This window comes from Streptomyces sp. NPDC001270 (genome assembly GCF_042896695.1).
Taxonomy (GTDB): domain Bacteria; phylum Actinomycetota; class Actinomycetes; order Streptomycetales; family Streptomycetaceae; genus Streptomyces.
This window is the reverse complement of record NZ_JBIAXM010000001.1, coordinates 828,317-841,511: the sequence shown is the minus strand read 5'-3', so window position 1 is coordinate 841,511 and position 13,195 is coordinate 828,317. Positions and strand designations below refer to the sequence as shown.

Annotated in this window: 8 protein-coding genes; 3 read left to right on the top strand and 5 right to left on the bottom strand. The window is 71.9% G+C overall.

Features of this window, described 5'->3' with window-relative positions; all coding sequences use genetic code 11:
* Positions 1-197: 197 nt before the first annotated feature.
* Positions 198-587 (bottom strand): MGMT family protein, encoded by a 390-nt coding sequence (locus tag ACFY2B_RS03760; RefSeq protein ID WP_390761474.1) that lies wholly within the window; start codon positions 585-587, stop codon positions 198-200.
* Between the two features lie 186 nt (positions 588-773).
* Between ACFY2B_RS03760 and ACFY2B_RS03755 the strand changes: the two genes are divergently transcribed.
* From ACFY2B_RS03755 to ACFY2B_RS03745, 3 genes are all read left to right on the top strand, one after another.
* Positions 774-3,515 carry a lysylphosphatidylglycerol synthase domain-containing protein gene (locus tag ACFY2B_RS03755; RefSeq protein ID WP_390761473.1) on the top strand — a complete coding sequence of 914 codons (2,742 nt, stop codon included), beginning with the start codon at positions 774-776 and terminating at the stop codon, positions 3,513-3,515.
* A gap of 189 nt (positions 3,516-3,704) precedes the next feature.
* Entirely contained in the window at positions 3,705-5,240 is a 1,536-nt protein-coding gene (locus tag ACFY2B_RS03750; RefSeq protein ID WP_390761472.1) for an alpha/beta hydrolase, read from the top strand.
* A 272-nt stretch (positions 5,241-5,512) separates the two neighbouring features.
* On the top strand, positions 5,513-7,018 hold the full coding sequence (locus ACFY2B_RS03745; RefSeq protein ID WP_390761542.1) for an alpha/beta hydrolase: 1,506 nt from the start codon (positions 5,513-5,515) through the stop codon (positions 7,016-7,018).
* 98 nt (positions 7,019-7,116) lie between these two features.
* Here the strand turns inward: ACFY2B_RS03745 and moeZ are convergent, their stop codons facing one another.
* The 4 genes from moeZ to ACFY2B_RS03725 form a co-directional block, all read right to left on the bottom strand.
* A complete protein-coding gene (gene moeZ, locus ACFY2B_RS03740; protein WP_390761471.1) occupies positions 7,117-8,295 on the bottom strand; it encodes an adenylyltransferase/sulfurtransferase MoeZ in 1,179 nt (392 codons plus the stop codon).
* Between the two features lie 197 nt (positions 8,296-8,492).
* Positions 8,493-9,452: an NAD-dependent epimerase/dehydratase family protein gene (locus ACFY2B_RS03735; protein WP_390761470.1), complete on the bottom strand. Its 960-nt coding sequence runs from the start codon at positions 9,450-9,452 to the stop codon at positions 8,493-8,495.
* A 157-nt stretch (positions 9,453-9,609) separates the two neighbouring features.
* Complete coding sequence (locus ACFY2B_RS03730) at positions 9,610-10,908, bottom strand: hypothetical protein (RefSeq protein ID WP_390761541.1); 1,299 nt, start codon at positions 10,906-10,908, stop codon at positions 9,610-9,612.
* Positions 10,909-11,291: 383 nt separating this feature from the next.
* Complete coding sequence (locus tag ACFY2B_RS03725) at positions 11,292-12,989, bottom strand: DUF3492 domain-containing protein (RefSeq protein ID WP_390761469.1); 1,698 nt, start codon at positions 12,987-12,989, stop codon at positions 11,292-11,294.
* Between the last annotated feature and the right edge of the window lie 206 nt (positions 12,990-13,195).

Below are 13,195 nucleotides of genomic sequence, written 5' to 3'. Positions count from 1 at the left end.
TGAGGGGGACACGTGTGGCCGACGCTACGCCGACGTCCGGTGCGGAAGCAGCGCTTCTGCCTCTTCCCACATTGCACTCACGGCACTCGCGGCACTCGTGTCCCACGCCTCACGAACGTACGCCATGCCGCGGACGTCCCTCGTGTCCCTCGTACGGGCCACCGGTTCCCCCAATGGGCCTTCCATGGCGGAAGCTGTCAGGTGTGACCCTGCGCGCTTCCGCCGCCGTCCCACCGGGCCCGTCTCATGTCGAGTCGCGGCAGGTGGCTCTCGGCTGCCCTGCCGGCCTCCTTCAGCGGCGTGCCCTCCGCGCGGTAGTGGCCGAGCGCGCGCAGTTCGTGGCCCGCGAGCAGCCCTCCGTCGGCCCGCACGACGCGCCACCACGGCACGGCTCCCCCGTAGAGGGCCATCACCCGGCCGACCTGGCGCGGTCCGCCCTCCTCCAGCCACTCGGCGACGTCCCCGTACGTCATGACCCGCCCGGGCGGGATCCGTTCGGCGACGTCGAGGACCCGCTCGGCGTACTCCGGCAGTGCGTCCGGGTGCCCCGCGTCGGGTGCCCGGGCCGAAAGGCTCTCCTCGCTCATTCGCCCCATCCTGCCCCACCCCACCGACAACGGGACGCGAGCGGGGCGGTGCCTGCCCCTCGCTCTCCGGCGGTGTTTCCGACACACTGTGCGCTCCCGCAATCGCACCCTGACGACGCCGTGTGTCGGCGGGCCATGCCACCATCGTGCGGGCGGTGACCAGTGATACGAGACCAAGAAGAGGCGATGAAGCAGCAGGGCGTGCACGCCGAGGGCGCGGAGGGCACCTCTGCCGCGGAGGCGCGCCCGGACACCGCCGGGACGCACGGCACCAGCCCCGCCGAGGAGGAGAACGGCGCCGGTACCGCACCCGGGAACGACTGCCCTGCCGACGCGCACATCGAGGAGGTCGAGGGCGACGAGCCGCTCCTCCCCGCGCGCGTGCACCGCCCTTCCGACCTGATGCGTCTGATGGTCGGCGTGCTGGCGATCGTCGTGCTCCTGGCGATCGCCGCCTTCGCCCACGGCACCACCTCGGGCCTGGAACAGGACATCAACAAGGGCACCGGCCAGGCACCCGATCTGCTGATCAAGATCGCGGGGCTGGCGTCGAGCATCGCGATCCTCCTGGTGCCGGTCGCGTTCGCGATCGAGCGGCTGATCAAACGGGACGGGCTGCGCATCGCCGACGGCGTCCTGGCGGCGGTCCTCGCGCACGGAGTGACGCTCGCCACCGACCTGTGGGTCGCCCGGGCCGCCCCGAGCTCGATCCAGGAGGCGCTCACCCAGCCGTCCCCGGGCAACATCCATGCGCTGACCGACCCGGTGCACGGCTATCTGGCCCCGGTCATCGCGTACATGACGGCCGTCGGCATGTCCCGCAGACCGCGCTGGCGCGCCGTACTGTGGATCGTGCTGCTGCTCGACGCGTTCTCCATGCTCGTCACCGGCTACACGACGCCGTTCTCGATCATCCTGACGGTGCTGATCGGCTGGACCGTCGCCTACGGCACGCTGTACGCGGTCGGCTCCCCGAACGTCCGGCCCACCGGGCAGACACTGATGGCGGGCCTGCGCCGGGTCGGCTTCCACCCGGTGACCGCCGCCCGCGAAGAGGCCCCGGACTCCGAGAACGGCGACCGTGGACGGCGCTACTTCGTGACCCTTGAGGACGGGCCGCCGCTGGACGTCACCGTGGTCGACCGCGAGCAGCAGGCACAGGGCTTCTTCTACCGGGCGTGGCGCAATCTGACCCTGCGCGGCTTCACCACCCGCTCCAGTTTCCAGTCGCTGCGCCAGGCACTGGAGCAGGAGGCACTGCTGGCGTACGCGGCCATCGCGGCCGGCGCCAACGCGCCCCGGCTGATCGCCACCTCCGAACTGGGCCCCGACGCCGTCATGCTCGTCTACGAGCACACCGGTGGGCGCACGCTCGACTCGCTGGCCGACGAGGAGATCACCGACGAGTTGCTGCGCCTGGCCTGGCACCAGGTCCAGGCTTTGCAGTCGCGACGAATTGCACACAGCAGGCTCGCGGGCGACGCGATACTACTGGATCCCTCCGGCGCGGTGGTTCTCACTGATCTGCGCGGAGGTGAGATCGCGGCCGGAGATTTGCTGCTGCGTATGGATGTCGCGCAGCTGGTGACCACCCTGGGGCTCCGGGTGGGCGCCGAGCGGGCGGTCGCCTCCGCGGTCGGTGTCCTCGGCCCCGACGCCGTCGCCGACTGTCTGCCGATGCTCCAGCCGATCGCGCTGACCCGCTCCACGCGCGCGACGCTGCGCAAACTGGCCCGCGAACGGGCGCAGCGTGAGCGCGAAGCGGTCCTGGAGGCATCCAGACAGGCCAAACTGGCCCGTCTGGAGGCGGCCCCGGAGGACAGCAGGCCCGCCCTGGAGAAACCCGACAAGAAGACGGCGCGGGCCGAGCAGCGGGCCGAGAAACGGGCCATCGACGAGGCCCTGGAAGAGGCCCGCGAGGAGGATCTGCTCACCCAGATCCGGCACCAGGTGCTGCGGATCAGGCCGCAGGCGCCCGTGGAGCCCGCCCGGCTGGAACGGGTGCGACCGCGCACGCTGATCAGTTTCATCGCAGGCGCCATCGGCGCCTACTACCTGCTGACCCAGCTCACGCACATCCAGTTCGCCACCCTCTTCGCGCAGGCCCAATGGGGCTGGCTCGCCGCGGCGGTGGCGTTCTCGGCGCTCAGTTACGTCGCCGCCGCGATGGCGCTCCTGGGCTTCGTGCCCGAGCGCGTGCCGTTCGTACGGACCGTGGCGGCGCAGGTCGCCGGATCGTTCGTGAAGATCGTGGCGCCGGCCGCGGTCGGCGGTGTGGCCCTCAACACGCGCTTCCTGCAACGCGCCGGGGTGCGCCCCGGGCTCGCGGTGGCGAGCGTCGGCGCGTCCCAGTTGTTCGGGCTCGGCTGCCACATCCTGATGCTGCTGTCCTTCGGCTATCTGACCGGCACCGAGAAGACGCCGTCGCTGTCGCCCTCCCGTACGGTCATCGCCGGTCTGCTGACGGTGGCGGTGCTCGTACTCGTGGTGACCTCGGTGCCGTTCCTGCGGAAATTCGTCCTCACGCGCGTGAGGTCGCTGTTCGCGGGTGTCGTGCCGCGCATGCTCGACGTACTGCAGCGCCCGCAGAAGCTGATCACGGGCATCGGCGGCATGCTGCTGCTCACCGCCTGCTTCGTGATGTGCCTGGACGCCTCGATCCGCGCGTTCGGTGACGAGTCGACCTCGCTCAGCATCGCCAGCGTCGCCGTCGTCTTCCTCGCCGGCAACGCGCTCGGCTCCGCCGCCCCGACCCCGGGCGGCGTCGGCGCCGTGGAGGCCACCCTGACCGTCGGCCTGATCGCCGTCGGCCTCCCCAAGGAGGTCGCCGCTCCGGCCGTACTGCTGTTCCGGCTGCTCACGCTGTGGCTGCCGGTGCTGCCGGGCTGGCTGGCCTTCAACCACCTCTCGCGCCGGGGGGCCCTGTAGGCGGGGCCGGGCAGTCGGGTCGGAGCAAGGGCGGGCCGGCGGCGGGGTGGACCGGGTCCGGGCGGGAGCCGAGCGCCCGGGGGAGGTCGGCGGCGCGCCCCGTGGGCACGGCGCGTCGAGCGGAGCGCTCGGTACCTCGTACGGCCCGCGTCCCGCGCGCCCGGGCGCGCGTGCCCGCAGGATGGGTTCATGAGGCCCTCCCGGATCCGCACCGCCCTGGCTGCCACCGCCCTGCTGCCCGCCCTGCTCGTGGCCTGCGGCGGCGGTTCGCGGGACGGGAACCTGCTGGCCCAGAAGCTGGACTGGAAGGACTGCCCGGCTCCCTCCGTGGCCCAGGGCGGCGGCAATCCCCCGTCGCCGCTGCCGGGCGGCGGCACGTGGCAGTGCGCCACCATGGAGGCTCCCCTGGACTGGAGCAACCCCAAGGGCGACACCATCGGGATCGCCCTCATCCGGGCGCGGGCCAACGGTGACCCGGGCAAGCGGATCGGCTCGCTCATCTTCAACTTCGGCGGACCCGGCGGCAGCGGCGTCACCTCGCTGCCCGCCTTCGCCGGCGACTACGCGAAACTGCGCACCCGCTACGACCTGGTGAGTTTCGACCCTCGCGGGGTCGGCCGCAGCGATCCCGTCAAGTGCAAGAGCAACGAACAGCTCGACGAGTACTTCCAGCAGGACGCGACGCCCGACAACAGCGCCGAACGCGCCCAGCTCGTGAACCGCACCAAGCAGTTCAACGCGGCCTGCGAGAAGAACTCCGGGCGGACCCTTCCGCATGTGCGCACCACGGATGCCGCCCGCGACATGGACCTGATGCGCCGGGTCCTGGGCGACCGAAAGCTGCACTACTTCGGCATCTCGTACGGCACTGAACTGGGCGGCGTCTACGCCCACTTGTTCCCCAAGCACGTCGGACGGGCCGTCTTCGACGGGGTCGTGGACCCCACCAAGGACCCCGAGCAGAGCGCGCTGGGGCAGGCCAAGGGCTTCCAGCTCGCGCTCGACAACTTCGCCGACGACTGCACGTCGAAGATCGAGGAGTGCCCGATCGGGGACACCGCTCAGGACGTCAAGAACCGCATCGCCAAGCTGCTCAAAGACCTCGACAAGAAGCCGATCCCGGGCATCTTCCCGCGTCAGCTCACCCAGACCGACGCCACCAACGGCATCGCGCAGTCCCTGTACTCCAAGGACTTCTGGGAATACCTCACCGCGGGCCTGGAGGAGGCGTACGACGGCGACGGCAAGATCCTGATGCTGCTGTCCGACTCGATGAACGGCCGCAACCAGAACGGTGAGTACAGCAACATCATCCCGGCGAACATCGCCATCAACTGCGCCGACGAGAAACCGCGGTACACCGTCGACGACATCCAGCGGAAGCTGCCGACGTTCCGCGCGGCCTCTCCACTGTTCGGGGATTTCCTCGCGTGGGGCATGCTGAGCTGCAGCAACTGGGCGGTGCCCGGCGCCGCCGACCACCCCGAGGTGAGCGCGCCGGGAGCCGCGCCGATCCTGGTCGTGGGGAACACCGGCGACCCCGCGACCCCGTACGAGGGCGCGCGGCGGATGGTGGACGCGCTCGGCAAGGGCGTCGGCGTCGAGCTGACGTACAAGGGGCAGGGGCACGGAGCGTACGACAGCAAGGACAAGTGCGTTCAGAACGCCGTGAACGCCTATCTACTGGACGGAAAGGTGCCGACAGCCGGCGCCGTCTGCTCCTGACTCCGCTCCTCCCTCGCCCGCCCCTTGCCCGCCCCACGCCCCTCACTCCGCTCCCCCGCCCTTGCCCCGACTGTCTGAACTCTCGTCCGGACTCCCCCGACCCACCAGACGAATTCGCAGGTCAGACAGTTATCCACAGGCTGAAACGGGCTTTTCTCGATCCGCTTACCATGGCCTGACCGCCCTCCGCGACCGACGTGCGGAGGGCTTGCGAGGGGGTGCACAGGGTGCGTTTCGTACGGTGGACGGCCGCAGTGGCGGCTGCGGTGCTGATGGCCGGATGCAGTGGCGGACCGTCCGACGGCGGGGGTGACGGGAGCGACGGGAAGGACCGGTCGGGACCGTCGACGACGGCCCCGGCCGATGCGTCCGCTTCGGGTCTGCCTTCTTCGCTCACCTCGCAGAAGCTGGACTGGGGCCGTTGCAAGGCCACCGCGGACTCCGCGGCGCCGAGCGCCGACTGGCAGTGCGCCACGCTCAAGGCACCCCTGGACTGGTCAGAACCGGACGGGAAGACGATCGGCATCGCCCTCATCCGGGCGCGGGCCACCGGCGACGACCGCATCGGCTCGCTGCTGTTCAACTTCGGCGGTCCGGGTGCCTCGGGCGTCTCGTCGATGCCGTACTTCGCCGCCACCACCGCCAAGCTGCGCAAGCGGTACGACCTGGTGAGCTGGGACCCGCGAGGGGTCGGAGCCAGCAAGGGTGTCCGCTGCCGCAGTGACCGTGACGTCCAGGCCGCCGAGACGGTGGACAACACCCCGGACACCCCGGCCGAGGAGAAGGCGTACTTCAAGGACGCCGCCGACTTCGGCAAGAGCTGCGCACGAGCCGCCGGGACACTGCTGGCTCATGTCTCGACGACCGACACCGCACGCGACATGGACCTGATGCGCCTGATCCTCGGCGACACCCGGCTGCACTACTTCGGCATGTCCTACGGCACCGAACTCGGCGGTGTCTACGCCCACCTGTTCCCGGAGAACGTGGGCCGGATGATCCTGGACGGAGTCGTCGACCCGACCGCGGACTCGGTGGGGCAGTCCGAGAACCAGGCACGCGGATTCCAACGGGCCCTGGACGACTATCTGAAGTCCATCGGGGAGGACCCCCGAAAGGGCTCGCAGAAGATCGTGGACCTGTTGGACCGGCTCGACGCCAAGCCACTGCCGACCTCGTCCGGACGTGGACTCAACCAGTCGCTCGCGCTCACCGGCATCGTCCTGCCGCTGTACAGCCAGTCCCGCTGGCCCGAGTTGACCGACGCCCTGCAAGCGGCCGAGCGAGGCGACGGCTCGGGACTGCTGTCCCTGGCCGACGAGTACGACGAGCGTGACTCCTCGGGGCGGTACGGCACGTCGTCCCAGTCACAACGGGTCATATCGTGCTTGGACGACAAGCGGCGGCCCACGCCGGAGGAGGCGAAGAAGCGGCTGCCGGAGTTCGACAGGATCTCGCCGGTCTTCGGGGAGTTCCTGGGCTGGGACACGGCCGGCTGGTGCTACGACTGGCCGGTGGCCGGACAGTTCGACACCCCGCAGGTCAGTGCGCCGGGTGCGGCCCCGATCCTGCTGGTCGGCACCACCGGGGACCCTGCGACGCCGTACGAGGGCGCCCGCAGGATGGCGGACGAACTGGGCAAGGGTGTCGGTGTGGAGCTGACCTGGAAGGGCGAGGGACACGTGGCGTACGGCGGCGGGAGCGACTGCGTCGATACGACGGTCGACGCCTACCTGCTGGACGGGAGGGTGCCGAAGGACGGCAAGGTCTGCTCGTAGCGGCGCCGGGAGCGTCGGCCCGCGGCCGGCCGCGGGCAGTGGCAAGGGGCCCGGCACACGCGGTGCCGAGCCCCTGCGGGACCGGGGAAGGCGTGGGCCTAGTAGACCGGCTTGTCCGGCTCGATCTGGTTGACCCAGCCGATCACACCGCCGCCGACATGCACGGCGTCGGCGAAACCGGCGGACTTCAGCACCGCGAGCACCTCGGCGCTGCGTACACCCGTCTTGCAGTGCAGGACGATCTTCTTGTCCTGCGGAAGGCTCTCCAGGGCGGTGCCCATCAGGAACTCGTTCTTCGGGATCAGCTTGGCGCCCGGGATGGAGACGATCTCGTACTCGTTCGGCTCACGGACGTCGATGATCTCGATGTTGTCGCCGTCGTCGATCCACTCCTTGAGCTGCTTGGGAGTGATCGTCGAGTCGGCGGCCGCCGCCTGGGCCTCCTCGGAGACGACGCCGCAGAACGCCTCGTAGTCGATGAGTTCGGTGACGGTGGGGTTCTCACCGCAGACCGCGCAGTTCGGGTCCTTGCGGACCTTCACCTGGCGGTACTGCATCTCCAGCGCGTCGTAGATCATCAGACGGCCGACCAGCGGCTCGCCCGTGCCGGTGAGGACCTTGATCGCCTCGGTGACCTGGATGGAGCCGATCGACGCGCACAGCACGCCGAGGACGCCGCCCTCGGCGCAGGACGGAACCATGCCGGGCGGCGGGGGCTCCGGGTAGAGGCAGCGGTAGCAGGGACCGTGCTCGGACCAGAACACCGATGCCTGGCCGTCGAAGCGGTAGATCGAACCCCACACGTACGGCTTGTTGAGCAGCACGCACGCGTCGTTGACCAGGTAGCGGGTCGCGAAGTTGTCCGTGCCGTCGACGATCAGGTCGTACTGGCTGAAGATGTCCATCACATTGTCGGCCTCAAGCCGCTCCTCGTGAAGGATCACGTTCACGTACGGGTTGATGCCCTTGACGCTGTCGCGCGCGGATTCGGCCTTGGAGCGGCCGATGTCGGCCTGGCTGTGGATGATCTGACGCTGCAGGTTCGACTCGTCGACCTCGTCGAACTCCACGATGCCGAGCGTGCCGACACCCGCCGCGGCCAGGTACATCAGCGCGGGCGAGCCCAGGCCGCCGGCGCCCACACAGAGCACCTTCGCGTTCTTCAGCCGCTTCTGCCCGTCCATCCCGACGTCGGGGATGATCAGGTGGCGGGAGTACCTGCGGACCTCGTCTACGGTGAGCTCAGAGGCTGGCTCAACCAGGGGTGGCAGCGACACGGGGACTCCGTTGATCGGTCAATCACTACAGTTGTTCCGCCAACAACACTGCCACGGCTTTTTTCATTCCGAGACACCCGTTCCGGTGCGCGAGACGATGTCGTCCCAGTGGCCGGGCAAGTGCACACCGGTGCGCGCGCCGCCCGGGAGCGCCCCACCGTCCCGAGGCGTCCTCCCGGGGCCCTGCGGGGTGCGGGTCAGATACGGCATGCGGCCTCCATCCAGATGTCGGCGAGGGATTCTTCGAGGTTGATGCGAGGCCGCCAGCCCAGCCGGTCGCGGGCCGTGCGCACATCGGCCTGCTGCCAGCTGCCACAGCCATCCGGATACGGGTACGCCATGGGCGCCGCGTGGTCGGGATCGGTGCGGGGGTGTCCGATGGCCGCGCGCAGGGGGCCGGGAGGTCCGTCGAGTTCGTGCAGGGCACCGCCATATCCGGCGACGCGGGCGAGGACGGCGGCGGCGTCCCGGAGCCGGACGGCACGGCCGGAGCCGATGTTGATGACGCCCTGCGCGGCGGAGAGCGACGCCGCGTGCACAGCGCGGGCCACGTCGCGCACGTCGACGAAGTCGCGCTGGTTGCCCAGCCCGCCGAGCTTCAGTTCGCCGTCGCCTGCCTGCATGGCGCGGCGCATGGCCTCGGCGAGCCGGCCGAGCGGCGAACCCGCCGGGGTGCCGGGGCCGGCGGGCGAGAACACCCGGAGCACGACGGCGTCCAGGCCCGATCCGAGGACCAGTTCGGTGGCGGCGAGCTTGCTCACCCCGTACGGGCCTCCGGGGCGGGGCACGGCGTCCTCGGCCGTGGAGGAGCCGGGCTGGCTGGGCCCGTACTCCGAGCTGCAGCCGATCTGCACCAGGCGGGCGCCGCAGCCGCTGCGGCGCAGTGCCTCGCAGATCGTGGCGACGGCCACGGTGTTGTGCCGGGTCAGTTCGCGGGCACCGCCGCGGGTGGCGCCCGCGCAGTTGACGACGACACCGGGGTGGACCGCGTCCAGGAAGCGGGTGAGCGCACCCGGGCTGCCGGTCGCTAGGTCGAAGCGGACGTCGGCGTCGTCGCCCCGGCCGAGCGCGGTGAGCTGGACGGCCGGGTCGGCCAGCAGGCGGTCGGCGACGAAGCGGCCGAGGTAGCCGTTGGCTCCGATCAGCAGGACTCTCATCGTTCGGCTCCCGGGGTGTGTGCTCCGGCTGCTCCGGTGGCTCCGGCTGCTCCGGGTCGGGAGGTGGTCATCTGGGCTTCTCCTTCACGGGGGTGTGGTGGTCCGAAGAGGTGATGCGGTCGCCTCCGGCGGTGGGGCCGGGCGCCTGCGAGTGGGTTCACGTCTGTTCCTCGGCCGGGGCGTGGGCCGAGGCCCGGGTCAGGGCGTGGCTCGCGTGAAGCAGCAGCGCCACGGCGGCTGCCGCGCAGGCGAGGGTCGGGACACTGCCCACACCCCAGGCGTCCACCAGGGCTTCGACGGGGGTGGCCAGAAAGGCGCAGCCCGGAAGGCGGCCGATGAGGACCAGGGCCGGCGCCAGTGTCTCGGCCGCCGCCGCGGCGGCGAGCGCAAGGGCCGCGGGATGCGGGAGGTGGTGGACGGTGAGGAGGCGGGACAGCAGGAGGAGGGCGCCGAGGGCGAGTGTCCCGGGGGAGGCCGCGGGCTCGTGCAGGACCGCGCCGGACAGGGCGGCCAGCGCGGTGAGCACGCACAGGAACAGGGCGAACGCGCCGAACAGCAACGGCCGTACGGCCGCGGCGAACTCCTCCAGGCCGCGGCTGTCGGCGAGTCTGCGGCGCGCGCGCGTGGCGAAGAGGTGGACGCTCCAGGCGGCCGGGGCGCAGGCCAGGGTGAGGGCCAGGACGGGCGCGGCGGTCAGGGGCCAGGGGCCGTCCGCGGTGCCGTTCGGCAGACCGTCGGGGCCGCCGGAGAGGACAGCGCCGAGCAGTCCGTCGCCGAGGAGGGAGTAACCGAACAGCCACCAGGTCGACATGCGGGTGCGGCCGGCGGGGCGCCAGGCGTGCGGGCCGGGCGGCGTGCTCAGCGGACCTCGGCGGAGTACCGCCCGGACACCGAACGCCACGGCGAGGACGCCGACGGCAGCCACCGGAAGGCGCGCGCGGCCGTGGGCGAGGTGGAGACCCGCCAGGGTGAGCCCGCACAGGAGGCCGGGCAGGAGGGTGCGCAGGGCCCAGTCGGCGCGTACGCCGGCCGGGGCGGGCCGGGCGGGTGGCGGGGGCGCATCGCTGGCGCGGGGGACGCGTACGTACATCTCCTCGGCGAGCGAGAAGACGTCGCGGTGGCGGAAGCGGGCCGCGGTGCGGTCGGTGACGCCGTGTGCCTCCAGGCCCGCGGCGATCTCCAAGGGGTCAACGGCGCGTTCGCACAGGTCGCGGTGGCGGTGCAGCAGTGCCTTCACGGGGTCCGCGGGCCCCCGTCGGGCGGCCGACCGGCGTTTCACGGCCGTACCCGCCCGGCCCGCGTCGACATCGCCGCCTCCACCGAGCGACCGTTGACCGGTCCGGGCACCGGTGACCCCTTCGGACAGCTCGGACACCTCAGGCACCTCGTAGGGTGCGTCTTGGGGTGCGTCTTTGGGCACCTCACCGAGCGCCTCGTTGGGTGCCTCTTTGGACATGGCTCCGGGCACCGGTCCGGAATTCCCACCGGGCGCCGCGCCGGATTCCGGACCTGACACCGAACCTGAGGCCGGGCCGGATGCCACATCCGTCCCACCGGTCCCGCTTGGCGCGCCCAGCCGGGACGCGACGTCCGGTTCCTCGGGCGCATGCCCCTCGTCGGTGTCCTGCGCGTCCGGTTCGGCCCGCGCTTGCGGTTCGCTCGTCGCGTCCGGTTCGCTCAGGGCATCCGGACTGCTCATGGCGTCCGGTTCGTGCAGGGCATCCGGGCCGCTCGTGACATCCGGATCGTCCCGTTCGCCGAGGAGCCAGCCCTGCGAGTCGGCGTTCCAGGCGCCGGGGCTGGCCGGGGTTCCGGGGCGGTCCAGTTCGCCCAGGCCGGTCATCGGGCGCCCTCCGTGGTGGCCAGCGGGGCGGGTGCCGGGACGGCCGGTACCGCTGTGGTCCCCCCGCCGGCCCAGCCGGGTCCGCCACGGACGAGAACCCGGCCGGCCTGGCCGGTCCAGCGGCCGGGGATGTGCGCCTCGGCCGGGTCGGCGAACGGCAGGGGTTCGCCGGCGTCGTCAAGCACCACGCGCCGCACCGGGCAACGGGAGACGATCTCCAGGTAAATGCCGTGAAATGCCGCGACGTTCTGGTCGACGGTGAACAGTTCGAGCGCGCGGGCACGGGCCGCCGCGCCCAGGCGTGCACGGCGCTCCGGGTCACGCAGCAGTGCCACGCACGCCTCGGCGAACGCCCGCGGATTGCGCGGGGGTACGACGAGGCCCGTGCCGCCGATGACCTCGACCACCGCGCCGACGTCCGTGGACACCGTCGCCCGCCCGCAGAACATGGCCTCGACCAGGCCGACGGGGAAGCCTTCGACGACGCTGGACAGGACGACCACGGAGCCGGAGGCGTACGCGTCGGCGAGGGTCGGGGTCTCCGGGCCGCCGATGTCGTCGAAGGAGACGGGGTTGTCCCCGACCGCGTGCGCGCCGTCCGCCTCGTCCGGGAAGAGGTGCGCCGCAAGAGCCCGGCAATGGCCCAGGTAGGCCCGGTCCTCCGGATCCGCGGCCGTGCCCATGATCCGCAGCCGGGCGGCGGGCCGCGCCGCGCGCACGTCCGCGAAGGCGTGCAGCAGCGAGATCAGGTCCTTGGCGGGTTCCACCCGGCCGACCCACACCAGGGTGTCCGCGTCGGCGCGTTCCTCGGACTCGCCGGCCTCGGCGAAACGGGCGGCGTCCATGCCCGGGTAGACCGTACGGATCTTGGCACGGTCCGCGCCGCAGCGCTCCTGCCAGCGACGGGCGTGCGTGTTGCCGGGCGTGAGGAGGGTGGCCCGTGCGTAGGTCTCGGCGGCGAGCCGGCGCTGGAAGGCGGCGAGCAGCGTCCGTACGGCGGGGGCCTCGGGGCCGGTGCCCGCGGTCAGGTAGTGCGAGCGCAGTCGTACGCCGTACTCGGTCACCAGGAGGGGCACGCCGAAGAAGTGGTGGGCGAGCAGTCCGGACAGGGCGGCGGGGCCGCCGGAGGTCGCGTGGCACAGGTCGACGGAGCCGAGGCCGTCGTTCTCGTACCAGTCGAGGGAGAGGGGGCGCAGGGCGCGTTCGAGGTGGGCCGCGACGGTGAGGAGGTCGGGGACGCCGGCCTCGCGCGCCGTGTGCGACGCACCGGGCGCGCGGCAGGCTCGCTCCAGCGCGCGCACGGCGGTCTCGGAGCGGAGTGCGCCGACGAGTCCGCCCTCGTCGCGGGCCAGCTCCGCGAGCCCGTACAGGGCGCTGGCGAAACGGTCCGCCTGATCGTCCGAGCCCAGGCAGACGGCCCGCGCCAGACCCTCGTAGCACTGGGCGAAGCGCCGGCGCGCGCGCCGTCCGTAGCGGGACCCGTCGTGCTCGGCCGTCCACACCGGTGCCGTACGTACCCGGCTGACCTGCGGTGGGAGCGGGAGCCAGCCCTCGTCCTCCTGCCGCCTGCTGCGGCTGAGCGCGTAGACGTCGAACTCGTGCTGCCCGAGCCCGCGCACGAGCCGGTCGCACCAGAGTCCCGCATCACCGCCGACATACGGATAGCCACCCTCCGTAAGCAGTCCGATGCGCACGTGTGCACCCCCGATCTCCCGTTTGGGGAGCCACCGTTGCCCGGCGGCCCGCAGCGGGACGAACGTATGCGGACAAGGCGGTGGGGGGGGGGGGGGGGGGGGGGGGGGGGGGGGGGGCGCGGGGCCGGGGGGGGGGGGGGGGGGGGGGGGGGGGGGGGTGCGGCACCGTGGTGCCGTCGTGCTGGTTCATGGGCGTGCTTCTCCCG